Origin of the sequence: Nitratireductor basaltis, from assembly GCF_000733725.1 — a bacterium.
GTDB lineage: Bacteria > Pseudomonadota > Alphaproteobacteria > Rhizobiales > Rhizobiaceae > Chelativorans > Chelativorans basaltis.
Window position 1 is genome coordinate 1742930 of record NZ_JMQM01000001.1, and the last position, 16392, is coordinate 1759321.

At 61.5% G+C, this 16392-nt stretch carries 15 protein-coding genes; 10 read left to right on the forward strand and 5 right to left on the reverse strand.

What is annotated here, in order from left to right; all coding sequences use genetic code 11:
• Positions 1–33: 33 nt before the first annotated feature.
• Positions 34–918: a branched-chain amino acid aminotransferase gene (locus EL18_RS08465; protein WP_036481811.1), complete on the reverse strand. Its 885-nt coding sequence runs from the start codon at positions 916–918 to the stop codon at positions 34–36.
• A gap of 144 nt (positions 919–1062) precedes the next feature.
• Here EL18_RS08465 and EL18_RS08470 point away from each other — a divergent pair, with 144 nt between their 5' ends.
• Together EL18_RS08470 and EL18_RS08475 are read left to right on the forward strand one after the other, a co-directional pair.
• Positions 1063–1725: a haloacid dehalogenase type II gene (locus EL18_RS08470; RefSeq protein WP_036484298.1), complete on the forward strand. Its 663-nt coding sequence runs from the start codon at positions 1063–1065 to the stop codon at positions 1723–1725.
• A 200-nt stretch (positions 1726–1925) separates the two neighbouring features.
• Positions 1926–2678 carry a L,D-transpeptidase gene (locus EL18_RS08475; RefSeq protein ID WP_036481815.1) on the forward strand — a complete coding sequence of 251 codons (753 nt, stop codon included), beginning with the start codon at positions 1926–1928 and terminating at the stop codon, positions 2676–2678.
• Between the two features lie 78 nt (positions 2679–2756).
• Here EL18_RS08475 and EL18_RS08480 read toward each other — a convergent pair whose 3' ends face one another.
• On the reverse strand, positions 2757–4289 hold the full coding sequence (locus tag EL18_RS08480; RefSeq protein ID WP_036481820.1) for a helicase HerA-like C-terminal domain-containing protein: 1533 nt from the start codon (positions 4287–4289) through the stop codon (positions 2757–2759).
• A 202-nt stretch (positions 4290–4491) separates the two neighbouring features.
• Here EL18_RS08480 and EL18_RS08485 point away from each other — a divergent pair, with 202 nt between their 5' ends.
• Genes EL18_RS08485 through EL18_RS08505 form a run of 5 tightly spaced genes read left to right on the forward strand, consistent with a single transcriptional unit; the run spans position 4492 to position 10138 of the window.
• Complete coding sequence (locus tag EL18_RS08485; protein WP_036481823.1) at positions 4492–5931, forward strand: methylmalonyl-CoA mutase subunit beta; 1440 nt, start codon at positions 4492–4494, stop codon at positions 5929–5931.
• Positions 5928–8072 (forward strand): methylmalonyl-CoA mutase, encoded by a 2145-nt coding sequence (gene scpA / locus EL18_RS08490; RefSeq protein WP_036481826.1) that lies wholly within the window; start codon positions 5928–5930, stop codon positions 8070–8072. Before EL18_RS08485 ends, scpA begins: the two co-directional genes overlap by 4 nt.
• 59 nt (positions 8073–8131) lie before the next feature.
• Positions 8132–8353, forward strand: coding sequence for an AbrB/MazE/SpoVT family DNA-binding domain-containing protein (locus EL18_RS08495; protein ID WP_036481829.1), 222 nt, complete (start codon positions 8132–8134; stop codon positions 8351–8353).
• Entirely contained in the window at positions 8350–8742 is a 393-nt protein-coding gene (locus EL18_RS08500) for a type II toxin-antitoxin system death-on-curing family toxin (protein ID WP_036481831.1), read from the forward strand. The genes EL18_RS08495 and EL18_RS08500 overlap by 4 nt, the downstream gene beginning before the upstream one ends.
• Positions 8743–8797: 55 nt before the next feature.
• A complete protein-coding gene (locus EL18_RS08505) occupies positions 8798–10138 on the forward strand; it encodes a TIGR03808 family TAT-translocated repetitive protein (RefSeq protein WP_036481834.1) in 1341 nt (446 codons plus the stop codon).
• A gap of 1 nt (position 10139) precedes the next feature.
• On the opposite strand, the gene EL18_RS08510 is transcribed toward EL18_RS08505, so the two are convergent.
• From EL18_RS08510 to EL18_RS08520, 3 genes are all read right to left on the reverse strand, one after another.
• A complete protein-coding gene (locus tag EL18_RS08510; protein ID WP_036481836.1) occupies positions 10140–10553 on the reverse strand; it encodes a VOC family protein in 414 nt (137 codons plus the stop codon).
• A gap of 72 nt (positions 10554–10625) precedes the next feature.
• Positions 10626–11351: an SDR family NAD(P)-dependent oxidoreductase gene (locus EL18_RS08515; RefSeq protein ID WP_036481838.1), complete on the reverse strand. Its 726-nt coding sequence runs from the start codon at positions 11349–11351 to the stop codon at positions 10626–10628.
• Positions 11348–12514 (reverse strand): acetyl-CoA acetyltransferase, encoded by a 1167-nt coding sequence (locus tag EL18_RS08520; RefSeq protein WP_036481840.1) that lies wholly within the window; start codon positions 12512–12514, stop codon positions 11348–11350. The genes EL18_RS08515 and EL18_RS08520 overlap by 4 nt, the downstream gene beginning before the upstream one ends.
• Before the next feature lie 151 nt (positions 12515–12665).
• On the opposite strand from EL18_RS08520, the gene betI reads away from it, so the two are divergent.
• From betI to betB, 3 genes are read left to right on the forward strand one after another with little or no spacing between them, the layout of a single operon-like run.
• A complete protein-coding gene (betI, locus tag EL18_RS08525; protein ID WP_036481842.1) occupies positions 12666–13256 on the forward strand; it encodes a transcriptional regulator BetI in 591 nt (196 codons plus the stop codon).
• Positions 13253–14911: a choline dehydrogenase gene (betA, locus tag EL18_RS08530; RefSeq protein ID WP_036481844.1), complete on the forward strand. Its 1659-nt coding sequence runs from the start codon at positions 13253–13255 to the stop codon at positions 14909–14911. The genes betI and betA overlap by 4 nt, the downstream gene beginning before the upstream one ends.
• Positions 14912–14919: 8 nt before the next feature.
• Positions 14920–16383: a betaine-aldehyde dehydrogenase gene (betB, locus tag EL18_RS08535; RefSeq protein WP_036481847.1), complete on the forward strand. Its 1464-nt coding sequence runs from the start codon at positions 14920–14922 to the stop codon at positions 16381–16383.
• Positions 16384–16392 lie beyond the last annotated feature (9 nt).

The window sequence follows — 16392 nt, forward strand, 5'->3', positions numbered from 1 at the left end:
CAACGTTACCGCCCGCGCAATCGTTCCTGCCTGTCAGGCAGCGTTGGCGGGGGCTGCGTGCGCCCATTCCCAATATAGGCTGCGTGCCTTCTTGGCTACCGGGCCAGCGGCAATGCTGCGGCCTTCGATGCCGACAACCGGCACAACCTTTGAATGGTTGCCCGTGGAAAAGATTTCATCGGCATCCAGAAAATCGGCAACCGACAACGCCTTCTCGACGATTTCGTAGCCTGCATCGCGCAAGAGCGTGATGATGCGTGCACGGGTAATGCCGGCGAGGAAGGTTCCGTTGGGCACGGGCGTGTAGATGACCCCGTCCTTGACCATGAAGATGTTGGAAGAGCCGGTCTCGGCCACGTTCCCCAGCATGTCGAGAACAAGCGCATTGTCGAAACCGCGGCGCTTGGCTTCCAGGATCGCACGGCCATTGTTCGGATAAAGACAGCCGGCCTTCGCATTGGTCGGCATCGTTTCGTAGGTCGGACGGCGGAAGGACGACACGCCCACGGTGAAGCCTTCAGGCGAGATCATGGGTGATTCGTAGAGGCACAGGCAAAAGCGCGTGGAGGACGGATCGGCGGGCACGCCCATATAGCCGCCATGCTCGGCCCAGTACATCGGGCGGACATAAACCGCGGTGTTGCCGTCGAACTTCTTGAGCCCGTCCCAGGTGAGGCCCACGATCTCGTCGGCTGTCACGGTGGCCTCCAGACCGAGCGCCTCGGCAGACGCATTCACGCGTTCGGCGTGGAAATCGAGGTCGGGTGCCACACCTTCAAACCAGCGCGCGCCATCAAACACGGTGGAACCCAGCCACATGGCGTGGCTGCGCGGTCCGGCGATGGGGACGTTGCCGGAATGCCATTCGCCGTCGATGAAGGTCCAGGTGGTGGATTGTGCCTGCGGCAGAGCAGCCATTTTTCAACTCCTTTTGCGCGTGACGAGCCTAGAACATGGACCTTCAAGGTCAATCGGCAGCACGCGGCGATATATCGGTCCAGCGTTCTTGACCGAGCAGACACGCTGCGGTCAAGTGAGACAAATTTGTTTCAAGGCATGATCATGAAGCCGACCGCATATGTTTTCGACGCCTATGGCACGCTCTTTGACGTTCACTCCGCCGTGCGCAAGCACGCCGGCGATCTGGGTCCGGAAGGTCAGCAGCTTTCGCAGATATGGCGGGCGAAACAACTCGAATATTCGTGGATCGCGTCCCTTTCCGGCAGCTATCGCGACTTTTGGGAGCTGACCCGGGAGGCGCTGGACTATGCTTTCGCCAAGGTGCCCTCGGCCGATACAGCGCTTCGCCAGGCCCTGCTTGAGGCCTATTGGCAACTCGACTGCTATCCGGAAGTGCCGACGGTGCTGAAAATCCTCAAGGACAGCGGTGCGCGGATCGCGATCCTGTCCAACGGGTCTCACGACATGCTGGGTGCGGCGATCCGCTCCGCTGCGATAGAACCGCTGTTCGACGCTGTTTTCTCGGCCGATGACGTGCAGTGTTTCAAGACGGACCACCGCGTCTACGAGCTGGTGACCACGCAATGGCGCTGCTATCCGGAAGCGGTGTCTTTTCAGTCCTCCAACCGCTGGGACATTGCGGGCGCTACCAATTTCGGTTTCAACACGGTCTGGATCAACCGCACGAAGGAGCCGGACGAATATCCGCATCTTCCACCGCGGCTGATCCTGCCTTCACTGGAAGGCCTGCTCACGACGAGTTGAAGCGGGGGCGCGTTGCGCCAAGCGTTGCAGAAAAGCAATATCCGCCACAAACAATGCAGCGTCGACGCGATTGTGGCGGGTTACGCCCAACTTTGTGACACTTCGTCTTGCATTGCCACATTTTATGGAGATGGTCTTCGCGATATTTGGCGAAGTCCGGTCTGCCTCAGACGCAACCGCATTTGAACAAGAAGAGACACATGCCCGACAACAGATCTCCAAACCCCGCGCTTTCGCGGCGCAAGTTCCTCTCGGCGGCTGCTGCTGGAACCGCCACCCTCGGCCTGGCTGGCTGTGTCTCCGTTCCTTCAACGCAAAAACTGGTTGTCATCGACACGCCGCCCGAACCCGATCCGCAGTTGAGCTCGCTGGCCAGCATGTATGGCCCGCTGCAGGATGGCCCATACCTCATCCCGGCTGTCCCCTTCGACAAGATCCCGTCGCGCTTTCACCGTCAGGAAGTGGCAGACCCGACCGGCGAGCGTCCCGGCACGATTGTCGTCGATGTTTCGCAGCACTTCCTCTATCTCGTCCGTCCGCGCGGTCGCGCAATGCGCTATGGCGTCGGCCTTGGGCGTGCCGGCTTCGAGTGGTCCGGCAAGGGCGTGATCGAGCGCAAGGCCGAGTGGCCGCGCTGGCATCCGCCGGCAGAGATGATCGATCGCCAGCCGGAGCTTGAGAAGTACCGCACGACCTACAACAAGCAGACCGGCGAATGGGAAGGTGGCATGGATGGCGGCCTGAACAACCCGCTCGGCGCCCGTGCCCACTATATCTACCAGGACGGCAAGGACACGCTCTACCGCGTTCACGGTTCGCCGGAGTGGTGGACCATCGGCAAGTCCGTTTCCTCGGGTTGCGTACGCATGATCAACCAGGACGTTATCGACCTTTACGGCCGGGTGACCACCGGTTCGCCAATCCTGGTCACGAATGGTGTCGGCGTCGCCTGACACCTTCTGCCATTGCGAATGAAAAGGCCGCGCCGGATTTTTCCGGAGCGGCCTTTTTTTCTAGTCTGATGGCTTTTCCTAGCGGCGCAAACTGCCGAGGATGCCACGGATCAGCTCGCGGCCAAGTGTGGTGCCAACGGAGCGCACCACCGATTTCATCGCCGCTTCGGCAACGGTCTGGCGCTGATAGCCGCTCTTCTTCTTTTTCTTCTTGCTTCCGGAATTGCCGAAACCGGGGATTGTCCAACCACCCTCGTCTTCTTCCTCCTCCTCTTCGGCCTTTTCTGCAGCCTTGGCCGCTTTCTTGGCGCGCTCCTGGAGCATCTCGTAGGCGGATTCGCGATCGTTGAGTTCGTCATAAAGACCGGCCACCGGGCTTTGCTTGATGACCTCCTTGCGCTCGTCATCCTCCAGGGGCCCGAGACGCGATGACGGCGGACGGATCAGAGTGCGCTGGACGATGGACGGCACACCCTTCGATTCCAGTGTGGACACCAGCGCTTCGCCCACACCGAGCTGCGTGATACATTCATAGACATCGAATTCCGGGTTAGGGCGGAAGGTATCCGCAGCCACCTTCACCGCCTGCTGCTCGCGCGGTGTATAGGCGCGCAGTGCATGCTGGATGCGGTTGCCGAGCTGCGAGAGTACCGTGTCAGGCACGTCCAGCGGATTCTGGGTGACGAAGAACACGCCCACGCCCTTGGAGCGAATCAGGCGCACGACCTGCTCGACGCGGTCGACGAGGATCTTCGGTGCCTCGTCGAAAAGCAGATGCGCCTCGTCGAAGAAGAAAACCAGTTTCGGCTTGTCCGGGTCACCGACCTCGGGAAGCTCTTCGAAGAGTTCCGACAGAAGCCAGAGCAGGAAGGTCGCGTATAGCCGGGGATTCATCATCAGCTTGTCGGCGGCCAGAACATTGATCGCGCCGCGACCATCACGACTGGTGCGCATCAGATCCTCGATCTTCAGCGCCGGTTCGCCGAAGAAGTGGCTGGCACCCTGCGTTTCCAGAACCAGCAGCGAGCGCTGGATGGCGCCGATGGAGGCTTTCGATACATTTCCGTAGCGCGATGACAGTTCGGCCGAGCGTTCGCCCATATGGTTCAGCAGCGACTGCAGATCCTTCAGATCGAGAAGCAGAAGCCCCTCCTCATCCGCAAGGCGGAAGGCAATGTTCAAAACACCTTCCTGCGCATCGGAAAGATCCATCAGGCGTGAAAGGAGCAGCGGCCCCATTTCCGAGATCGTCGTGCGGATCGGGTGTCCCTTCTCGCCGAAGAGATCCCAGAAAATCGCGGGGAAATCCGTGAACTCGTAAGGGTCGAGCTTGATCGTCTCGGCGCGCTTGGCGAGAAACTCCTTGCCCTCGCCCTCGCCGGCGACTGCAATGCCGGAAAGGTCGCCCTTCACATCGGCACAGAAAACCGGCACGCCGGCATTGGAGAAGCCTTCCGCCAGGATCTGCAGCGTCACGGTCTTGCCCGTACCGGTTGCGCCTGTAATCAGCCCGTGGCGATTGGCGTAGCGAAGATCGAGGATCTCCGGCCGCTGATAGTTGTCGTCATTCTTGCGGCTGGCGCCAAGGAAAATGCTGTTTTCGGCCGTCATTCCCACTGTCTCTCTTCACACGCCCACTCATCAGATGTCGGTATAGCATCCTGAACCGGTGCCACAATGCCTTGTGCACACCGCATTTGCGAAGCAGCACCGAGGCCTGCGGCCAAAGTTCCGCTTTTGGTGCATTGCGACATGAAGCGGCACACCCTAAACTTCACGCTTGATTAGCGGCGTTTGCATTCGTGGAGGAAGGATGGATCGCTCTGTCCTGAAGAAGGCAGCTTTTCCGGAAGCCGGCCGTAAGGAATGGCTTGAACTGATTGCCGATTCCCTTGGCGACAAGGGCGGATATGACGCGCTTGTGCACAAGAGCGATGACGGGCTTGCCATCGAGCCTTTGTATCAGCGCGCCGATGAGCCACAGTTTCTGCCGCGCAAGAATGCAGGTTCAAGCTGGACGGTTTTCCAGCGGATCGATGATCCGGATGTGAGCCGCGCCAATGCCCAGGCCCGCGAGGATGTGGCCCAGGGCGCAACAGGCATTCAGCTGGTCTTTGAAGGCGCGCCAAGCGCATTCGGCTACGGCTTGCCCGCAAGCCCGGAGGCGCTGCGCGCCGTGCTCGACAAGGTAGCGCTGCGCGATGTGGCGCTGCGCATCGACGTGCATCCGCAAAGCCGCGCATCCATCGACTGGGTCGTGCAACTCATTCAGGAGCGCAAGACCACCCCTAGCCGCCTGCAGCTTTCCTTCGGCTTCGATCCGGCCGCACTCTTTGCCGGCACCGGGCGGCTTCGCATGTCCATCGAGGCGCTGGAGGCATCACTTCCGCAGTCGCTGGCAGGTTTCTTCGCCATGGGCGTTCCTGCTGTGCTGCTGGAAGCCGATGGCCGCGTCTTCCACAATGCCGGCGCTACGGAGGCGCAGGAGCTTGGCATCATGCTGGCCTCTGCCGTGTCGCATCTGCGCATGTTCGAAGTCGCCCGCCAGCCGCTCGTCTATGCCGCCCCCCATATCGGGTTTGTCGCCAGCGTGGACCAGGACCAGTTCCTGTCCATCGCCAAGCTGAGGGCGCTGCGTCTTCTTTGGGCTCGGATGTTGGAATCCTGCGAGATCGAGCCCATGCCGGTCTCCATCCATACGGAAACCTCATGGCGCATGCTGACGCGTCGCGATCCGGAAACCAATATTCTCCGCAACACTATTGCCTCTTTCGCGGCAGCGGTCGGCGGTGCGGATTCGCTGACAGTCCTGCCGCATACGATCACGCATGGCCTGCCGGACGGTTTCGCCCGCAGGCTTGCGCGCAACACACAGCTCATCCTCTCCGGCGAAAGCCACCTGCATGTCGTCTCCGATCCCGCTTCGGGTTCGGGCGGCATGGAAGCGCTGACGGCCGGGCTTTGCGAAAAGGCCTGGGAAGAGTTCCGCCGCATCGAGAGCGAAGGCGGCATCCTGCGCAGCCTTGCAGCCGGCCATATCCAGAAGCGCGTGATGGCGTCACGTGACGCGCGGCAAGAGGATCTGGCTGCCGGCAAACGCTCCATCATCGGCACCACGCTTTATGCCGCCGACAAGGAACGCCCCGTGACAGTGCTCGAGGCCGCGCAACAGGGCATGCCGAGCGATGGTGCGGTGAGCTGTGATCGCCTTGCGCCACTGCGGCTCGATGAGGGAGCAGGCGCGCCGTCATGATCCCCGACTTCAGCAAGGTGGAATGGGCGGCTCCGCAGGACGAAGCGGTCCCTGTAGATGGTGGGGCCCGTTGGGAGACGCCGGAAGGCCTGGCCATCAAATCCGCCTATGGCGCTGACGACCTGAAAGGCTTGCGCTTTCTCGACACGCAGCCGGGCCTCCCGCCTTTCATCCGCGGCCCCTATCCGACAATGTATGTGCAGCGGCCATGGACGATCCGCCAGTATGCGGGTTTTTCAACGGCCGAGGAGTCCAACGCCTTTTACCGGCGCAACCTGGCGGCTGGTCAGAAGGGCTTGTCGGTCGCATTCGACCTTGCCACTCATCGCGGCTATGACAGCGACCATCCGCGTGTTGCGGGCGATGTGGGCATGGCCGGTGTGGCCATCGATTCCATCCTCGACATGCGCCAGCTTTTCGACGGTATTCCGCTCGACAAGATGAGCGTGTCCATGACCATGAATGGCGCGGTACTGCCCATCATGGCGCTTTACATCGTGGCTGCGGAAGAACAGGGCGTTTCGCAGGAAAAGCTTTCCGGGACCATCCAGAACGACATCCTCAAGGAGTTCATGGTCCGCAACACCTATATCTATCCGCCCAAGCCCTCGATGCGGATCATTTCCGACATCTTCTCCTACACCGCTGAGAAGATGCCGCGCTTCAACTCCATTTCCATCTCTGGCTATCACATGCAGGAAGCCGGGGCGACGGCGGATCTGGAGCTTGCCTATACGATCGCGGACGGCATCGAATATGCGCGTGCCGGCATTGCCGCCGGTCTCGACATAGACCGTTTTGCGCCGCGCCTCTCCTTCTTCTGGGCGATCGGCATGAACTTCTTCATGGAAGTCGCCAAGATGCGTGCGGCACGCCTGCTCTGGGCCACGCTCATCAAGAAGAATTTCGACCCGAAGGACCCGCGATCGCTGTCGCTGCGCACCCATTGCCAGACCTCCGGCTGGTCGCTGACGGCGCAGGATCCCTACAACAACATCATCCGCACCATGGTCGAGGCCATGGCGGCGACACAGGGCCACACCCAGTCGCTGCACACCAATGCCTTTGACGAGGCACTGGCGCTTCCCACCGATCATTCCGCGCGGATTGCCCGCAACACGCAGCTCATCCTGCAGCACGAATCCGGCACCACGCGCATGATCGACCCCTGGGGCGGTTCGGCCTATGTGGAACGCCTGACGCATGATCTGGCCGTGCGCGCGCTATCGCATATCGAGGAAGTCGAGACGCTTGGCGGCATGGCAGCGGCCATCGAACAGGGCATCCCCAAGATGCGTGTCGAGGAAGCTGCGGCACGCACGCAGGCGCGCATCGACAGCGGGGAGCAACCGGTTGTCGGCGTCAATCAGCACCGGCCGGAAGCCGACCAGGAGGTCGAGGTCCTGAAGGTCGACAATGCCGAGGTACGCGCGCGCCAGCTTGCCAAGCTGCAGCAGCTGAAAGGCACGCGCGATGTGTCAGCAGTCGAAACCGCTCTCACCGAACTGACCAACGCGGCTCAGGGCAACGGCAACCTCCTCGAATTTGCCGTGCGCGCAGCCCGCGCCAATGCCACCGTTGGCGAGATATCAACGGCGCTGGAAAAGGCCTTTGGGCGCCATGTCGCCGAAATCCGCACCATTTCCGGTGTCTATCGCAACGCCATCGGCCAGAATGCCGCCGTCGACCGCGCGCAGGAAATGGTCGAGCACTTCCGCAACGAGACGGGGGCCGCACCTTCCATCCTGGTCGCCAAGGTCGGTCAGGACGGTCATGATCGCGGTCAGAAGGTCATCGCCACCGCCTTCGGCGACCTCGGCTTCGACGTTACTGTCGGTGCCATGTTCCAGACGCCGGAAGAAGTGGCCGATCTGGCGGACGAGAAAGACGTCGACATCATCGGCGTCTCGTCTCTCGCCGCCGGTCACCTCACCCTCATCCCCGAATTGCGCCAGGCCCTCGACAAGCGCGGCCGCAGTGACATCCTGATCGTGGCGGGCGGCGTGATCCCGCCGGATGACTTCGATGCTGTACGCGAAGCCGGTGCAGCCGAAATCTTCCCGCCGGGAACAGTCATCGCCGAAGCCGCGCAGAAGCTCATCAACCGTCTCCTCGCAGAGCGCAAGCAACTGGCCTCTTGAAGTGGTGGCCGCCAAGTTATACCTTAAGTTATAACAGAAGCGCTGCTCGGAGAGCGGTCATGAATGTCACTATTCGCAAAATCGGCAACTCTGAAGGTGTGATATTGCCCAAGGAACTGCTCCGCCGTTACAACCTGAAGGCTGGTGACGTGGTCAACGTTGTCGATGAAGGTGACAAGGTCAGTCTTCAGCCTTCCGAAGATGCTTTCGAGCGCCAGATGCGTGAGGCGCGCAAAATCATGGATCGCTACAGCGTGGCTCTGCAAAAGCTGGCGGAATGACCGTCACGTTCCTCACGCGCCGCGTGGTGGAAGCGATCCACGACGAGCAGCTAGCTCGTCATGGTGGCGCAAGAGGCATCCGTGACGAGAACGGGCTTGAATCGGCTCTCGCGCGCGCAGAGCAGAAGACACATTACGCCCAGCCGGACATTTTTGAACTGGCAGCAGCCTATGCCTTCGGACTTGCCCGCAACCACGCCTTCACCGACGGAAACAAGCGCACCGCGATCGTATCTGCAGCGACGTTCCTGGCCGTGAACGGGTTCGAGCTGACCTGTGACAATGGCACGCTTTACACATTCACCATGGAGTTAAGCTCCGGCAACATCTCTGAAGAGGGTGCTGCGGCGTTCTTCCGCGACTTTACCATGCCCGTAGAAGCTTCCTGACGCGACATAGGCAGGCCAGCGCAGCTGTGGCATGACTCAGGCTGGGGGTCGTGCCATGCTCAACAGACGCAGCCTATTGAAAGCCACCGCGGGTCTTGCGGTCAGCGCGCTTTGTCCGATTACCGGATTGGCGCAGAGCGGACGCAGCATCACGGAATTTGGCGTCAGCCCCGAAACCGCAAACAGCCAGAGCCGCGCCTTCGCCACCGCGCTTCATCGGGCCAGTTTCGACAACATCCCCCTGCATCTTCCGCCGGGCCGCTACCATGTCGGCCAGATCGCACTGCCGCGCAACCTGCATCTGACGGGCATTGCAGGCATGAGCGAGCTTGTTTTCACCGGGGGTTCCTACCTCGCGGACGGCAAGGACATGCAGCGTCTGACATTGGACGGAATAACGTTCAACGGTGCGCTATTGCCCCTCAGCGATCCGTCCGGTGCGCTTTTGAGCCTTGATGGCGTGAAACAGCTGTCGGTCACGAATTGCACCATCCGGGACAGCAGTTCCGGAGGGCTCTATCTGAAGCGGGCGGCGGGACGTGTCAGCTCCAACAATATCGAGCAGATGGGCGATGTCGGCATTTTCAGCCGAGATGCCGAAGGTCTTGATATCGACAACAATCGCGTCAGCCATTGTGGGAATGGCGGCATCCTTGTCCATCGCTCCAGCCCTGGCTCGGATGGCAGCCGGGTTAACGGCAACCGCGTCTCTCATATCCGCGCGGATCTTGGTGGCACCGGCCCCTTCGGCAATGGCATCAATGTCTATCGCGCAGGCGATGTGGCCATTGAGGGCAATCACGTCTCCGACTGCGCCTTTTCCGCCATCCGTTCGAATGGCGGCAGCAATCTGCGCGTTGCGGGAAATCACTGCCTGCGCTCCGGCGAAACCGCGATCTACAGCGAGTTTTCGTTCGAGGGCGCAGTGATTTCCGACAATATTGTCGATGGCGCAGCCAATGGCATTTCCATCGTCAATTTCAACGAGGGCGGCAGGCTTGCCACCTGTTCGGGCAATCTGGTGCGCAATCTTTCGCTGGACGGTCCCTATCAGCCCGGCGATCCCGGTTTCGGTCTCGGCATCACGGTGGAAGCGGACTGTGCGGTGAGCGGCAATGTCATCGAGAATGCGCCGCGTTTCGGCATGTTGCTCGGCTGGGGCCCGTTCCTGCGCAATGTGAGCGCGACAGGTAATGTGATCCGGCGTTCCGGCACGGGCATTGCCGTCTCGATGGTGGAAGGGGCCGGCAAGGCTGTCATCGCCGACAATGTTATCTCGGAAATGCAGGACGGTGCCATTCGCGGCTATCGCTGGGCCGAGGCGGTGACGGGAGACCTTATCGGCCAGCCCTCCCCCGCCCCGCATCTTGTGCTCTCAGGCAATTCTGCCGGATAGGTCAGGCGGCGTAGACACTCTCCAGATCGCGGAAGCCCTTCACCTCGATCGGGTTGCCGAAGGGGTCGTTGAAGAACATGGTCCACTGCTCGCCGGGCTCCCCCTCGAAGCGGACGGTCGGCTTGATGATGAAGTCGACACCGGCTTCTTCCAGCCGCCCTGCCAGGGCCTTCCAGTCGTCAAGCTGCAGGATGACGCCCAGATGCGGCATGGGCACCATGTGCTCGCCCACCTTGCCGGTGGCGGCCGTCTTGAAGGGCTCGCCCAGATGCAGCGAGATCTGGTGGCCGAAGAAGTCGAAATCCACCCATGTCGGCGCGCTGCGGCCCTCGCGGCAGTCGAGCACTTCGCCATAGAAGCGGCGCGCCTCGTCGAGGTCTTTCACATTATAGGCAAGATGGAAGATGGATTTCACGGTTGATGCTCCGCTGGTTGTTTTCGGTGCAGAGCTACGGCATTTCGTAGCGCCTTTCCAGAGCCAGATGGATCAGTCGGTGCGGGCCATTCCCGCAATGGCGAAGCCGCCGTCTATTGCGATCGTGTGACCGGTCACGCCGGACGCTTCTGCCGACAAGAGCCAGGCGACCGCATTGGCAACTTCGCGCGGCTGTATCAGGCGGCGCTGCGGGGACGTGTCCCGCCAGGCGGCAGAAAGCTGCGGACTTGCGCCATCGCCCGGACCGGGTGCGATGCAGTTCACGCGAACGCCGCGGCTTGCCAGTTCCACTGCCATGCTCTCGCTCAGGAGCTTCACGCCGGCTTTCGATGCGCCATAGGCGGCGTGCCCTGCATTGGCGCGCAGGCCGGAGGCGGAACTCAGATTGACGATGGCAAGCTCGTCGCCCATCCGGTCGAGTGCTGCCTGGCTGGCGATCAGCGTGCCAACAAGATTGACCTCGAGCAATTGCCGGAAAAGCTCCGCGCTTGTGTGCTCGAACAGCACTTCGCGGCGAAGCCCGGCGCAATTGACGAGTGCGTGGAGCGGGCCGAGTGCATCGGCAGCCTGATCGAAGGCTTCGCCCACTTCCTCCTCGTCCGACACGTCGGCGAGCAGGAAGAGCGCCTCCTCGCCCGTCAGCATCTCTTCGGCTTCGGCCAGGGCTTCCGCGTCGGCATCGACCAGCGCAACCGCAAAACCGTCGTCAAGAAGCCGCTCGGCGACGGCGAGGCCGATGCCGGTTGCAGCTCCGGAGACGATGGCGGCTTTGCTCATTTGATCCTTTCGAGGATGGAGACATAATTGGCGACGGCCGCACCGCCCATATTGAAGATGCCGGCGAGCTTGGCATCCGGCACCTGAATGCCGCCTGCCTCACCGGTCAGCTGAGCCGCACTCAAAGCATGCATGGAAACACCCGTTGCGCCAATGGGATGGCCCTTGGCCTTCAAGCCGCCGGACGGGTTGACCGGCAGGCGCCCGCCCATTTCCGTCTGGCCTTCCTCGGCGACCCTGGCACCCTCGCCCGGACGTGCCAGGCCCATCGCCTCATATTCGATCAGTTCGGCAATGGTGAAGCAGTCATGGGTTTCGACAAATGACAGGTCGTCGATCTTCACACCCGCATTGCCAAGTGCGCGCTTCCAGGCTTCCGCACAGCCTTCAAAGGCGAGAATGTCGCGCTTGGACATGGGCAGGAAGTCCTGCACATGCTCGTTGGCGCGGAAGGCGACAGCGCGCTTCATGGAAAGCGAGGTCTGCGTGTCGGCCAGAACGATGGCAGCCGCCCCGTCTGACACCAGCGAGCAATCGGTGCGCTTGAGCGGGCCTGCCACATAGGGGTTGCGCTCACTTTCTTCGCGGCAGAACTCGTAGCCCAGATCCTTCTGCATCTGCGCCAGCGGATTTTTCGCACCATTCTTGTGGTTCTTGGCGGCAATGCGGGCCAGTGCATCGGACTGGTCGCCATAACGCTGAAAATAGGCAGAGGCGATCTTGCCGAAAACGCCTGCGAAGCCACCGGGAATGTCGCCCTCTTCTGGCAGATAGGACGCCTTCAGCAGGTTCCTGGCTATCTCCGGTCCAGGCGTCGTCGTCATCTGCTCGGCACCCACGACCAGCACAATGCGCGCGGCCTTTGCGTCGATGGCGCGCAGTCCCTGGCGGATGGCGGCAGAACCCGTGGCGCAGGCATTTTCCACGCGCGTTGCAGGCTTGAAACGCAGGCCGTCATCGGCCTGCAGCACCAGACTGGCGGTGAAATCCTGAGCCGAGAAACCGGCATTGAAGTGGCCCAGCACGATCTCGTCGACATCCGAGGCTTCCAGCCCCGCATGTTCCAGCGCATCCCGCGCCACGGTCACGATCAGCTCTTCAAGCGTCTGGTCGCCAAGCTTGCCGAATTTGGAATGGGCCCAGCCCACAATGCTCGCGCTCATTTCAGCCTCCCTGAAGTTGGGTCGAAGAATGCCATCTCGAAACCCGGTCGTCTCGGAAAAAATGGCTCATAATTGTTGCAGCGCACACAAAACCGCTTTGCACTAACATTTTTTATTGATTGACCAGTCAATCAACCCTAGATCCCTCCTCATGCCCAAGATCGGAATGGAACCCCTGCGCCGTGAAGCGCTCATCAACGCCGCCATTTCAGCCATTGCTGAAAAGGGAACGCTTGCCGTGACCATGGCGGATATTGCCAAACGTGCCGATGTCTCGAGCGCGCTTGCCCATCATTATTTCGGCTCGAAGGAGGATCTGCTGGCCGCCACGATGCGCCACATACTCTCCGAGCTGGGAGCGGATGCACGCATGGCTGTATCGGGCAAGTCGGGCATGGCGCGCCTTTCCGCGCTTATCCATGTCAATTTCTCGCCCAAGCAGTTCCAGCCGGAGACGGTTGCCGCCTGGCTTGCCTTCTATGTCGAGGCGCAGCGTGCGCCTGCCCTGCGCCGCCTGCTGCGGGTCTATACGCGCCGGCTGCACACCAATCTGCTGGTGGCGCTGGAACCGCTCATGTCGCGCCTGCAGGCAGAGCGCACCGCGCGCGGCATCGGCGCCCTGATCGACGGGCTCTATATCCGCCATGCGCTGGCCGAAGGCCCCAGCGACGCCGATACGGCGATCGCGCTGGTGGAAGACTATCTCTCGCTTCAGCTTTCGCGGAAGGAGGGTGCACGGTGAGTGCTCCGCTTGAGGCCGATTACGTGATTGTCGGCGCAGGCTCGGCCGGTTGCGCGCTGGCCTATCGTCTTTCGGAAGACGGCAGGAACTCGGTGATCGTGATCGAGTATGGCGGCAGCGATGCCGGTCCGCTGATCCAGATGCCCACGGCCTTTTCCATCCCGATGAATATGCGCCGCTATGACTGGGGATACTCCACCCAGCCCGAGCCGCATCTGGGCGGGCGTGTGCTTGCCACACCACGCGGCAAGGTGCTGGGCGGTTCTTCCTCCATCAATGGCATGGTCTATGTGCGCGGCCATGCGCGCGACTTCGACCATTGGGCGGAATGCGGTGCGGCGGGCTGGGCCTATCGCGACGTGCTGCCATACTTCAAACGCTTGGAAACCTCCCATGGCGGGGAGGAAGGCTGGCGCGGGACCGACGGCCCGCTGCATGTCCAGCGCGGCAAGCGCACCAACCCGCTCTACCAGGCCTTTGCCGAGGCTGGCCGCGAGGCCGGATTTGAGGTCACGGCAGACTATAACGGCTCCAAGCAAGAGGGCTTCGGCCCCATGGAGCAGACGATCCACAAGGGGCGGCGCTGGTCTGCGGCCAATGCCTATTTGCGCCCTGCCCTGAAGCGGGCAAATGTGAGTCTTGTCAGAGGCTTCGCGCGAAAGATTGTCATAGAGAATCACAAGGCCACCGGTGTCGATATCGAGTGGGCAAACCGTATCCGCACAGTTAAAGCAAAACGTGAAGTTGTGGTCGCAGCCTCGGCCATCAACTCGCCCGCATTGCTGATGCATTCGGGCATCGGCCCAGCCGCACAACTGCAGGCGATGGGCATCGACGTGGTGGCGGACCGCCCCGGCGTTGGCGAAAATCTGCAGGACCATCTGGAGCTTTACATCCAGCAGGAATGCTCCAAGCCCATCACGCTCTATTCCCACCTCAACCTTTTCGCCAAAGCGCTGATCGGCGCGCGCTGGCTCCTTTTCAAGGACGGGCTCGGCGCGACCAACCATTTCGAGGCGGCGGCTTTCGTGCGCTCGAAGCCGGGCGTGGACTATCCCGATATCCAGTATCACTTCCTGCCGGCAGCCATCCGCTATGACGGCAAGGCAGCGGCAGAAGCACATGGATTTCAGGCCCATGTCGGGCCGATGCGCTCCAAGTCGCGCGGCAATATTCGCCTCGCCTCGCCCAATCCGTGGAAGGCGCCGGAAATCCGTTTCAACTACATGTCCCATGACGAGGACTGGGAGGATTTCCGCCACTGTATCAGGCTGACGCGTGAACTCTTTGCGCAGCCGGCCTTCAAGCCCTATTGCGGCGAGGAGATCCAACCCGGCGCGGATGTGACATCAAACGAGGCGCTCAACGCCTTCATCGCCGAACATGTGGAAAGCGCCTATCATCCCTGTGGCACGTGCCGGATGGGTGATGCCGATGATCCATCAAGCGTGGTCGACCCTCAGCTTCGCGTCATCGGTGTCGAGGGGCTTCGGGTTGCGGACAGTTCCATCTTTCCGCGCATCACCAATGGCAATCTCAATGCCCCATCCATTATGGTGGGCGAAAAGGCGGCGGACCATATTCTGGGCCGCACCCTGCCGCCTCTCGATCAGGAACTCTGGATCAACCCGCGCTGGCGGGAATCGGACCGATAGGAAGAACCATGCGCGCACAGCCTCAAGCATCGCACTATATCAATGGCTCCTATGTGGAAGACCCGCAGGGCGAGGTTCTGGAAAGCATCTATCCGGCCACCGGCGAGGTGATCGCGAAGCTCAACCTTGCTACACCCAATATCGTGGAGCTGGCAGTGGAAGCCGCGCGCTCCGCGCAGACCACCTGGGCGAAGACGCCGCTTGCCGAGCGCGGGCGTATCCTGCGCCGGGCCGCGGACATCCTGCGCGAGCGCAATCAGGAACTCTCCGAGCTCGAAACGCTCGACACCGGCAAGGCCATTCAAGAAACGCTGGTGGCGGACGCCGCTTCTGCCGCCGAGGCGCTTGAATATTGCGGCAGCGTGATTGCGGGCGAACAGGGCAGCTTTGTCGATCTGGGCGGCCCCTTCGGCTACACGAAGCGCATGCCGCTTGGCGTGTGCGTGGGCATTGGCGCGTGGAACTATCCGATACAGATTGCAGCATGGAAGGCGGCTCCTGCGCTTGCCATGGGCAATGCCATGGTCTTCAAGCCATCGGAAAACACGCCGCTTTCCGCACTGATGCTTGCTGAAATCCTCGTTGAAGCCGGCCTGCCCGAAGGCCTCTTCAATGTGGTGCAGGGCGCGCGCGCGGTTGCCGAAGCCCTTATCGATCATCCCAGCGTCGCAAAGGTCTCGCTCACCGGTTCGGCCGAAACCGGCCGCAAGGTGATGTCGCGTGCGGGCGGGCAGATGAAGCACGCCACGATGGAGCTTGGCGGCAAGTCTCCGCTCATCGTCTTCGATGATGCGGAACTGGAAAACGCCATCAGCGGCGCCATTCTCGGCAATTTCTATTCCACCGGCCAGATCTGCTCCAACGGCACGCGCGTCTTCCTGCAGGAAGGCATCAGGGACCGCTTCCTCGACCGCCTCGTCGAGCGCACCCGCGCCATTCGACTCGGCGATCCTCTCGATCCGGAAACGCATCTGGGTCCCCTCATCTCGAAGGCCCAGCGCGAGCGCGTGCTCTCCTATATCGAGAGCGGAAAAAGCGAAGGCGCCAGCCTTCTGTGCGGCGGCGGCATTCCCGAGTTGCAGGGCTTTGAGAGCGGTTTCTATATCGAGCCGACCGTCTTTGCCGATGTGCAAGACGACATGACCATTGCGCGCGAGGAAATCTTCGGGCCGGTGATGAGCGTTCTCACCTTCAAGGACGAGGACGAGGTCATTTCGCGCGCCAATGACACGCAGTTCGGTCTGGCCGCCGGTGTCTTCACCGCAGACATCAAGCGCGGGCATCGCGTGGTGGACCAGCTTGAAGCGGGAACCTGCTGGATCAACACCTACAATCTCACGCCCGTCGAGCTTCCCTTCGGCGGCGTGAAGGCGTCTGGCATCGGCCGCGAAAACGCCCGCGAGGCGCTCGCGCATTACTCCCAGGTGAAGTCCGTCTATGTGGAAATGGGAGATGTCGAAAGCGCCTATTGAAGACGCGCT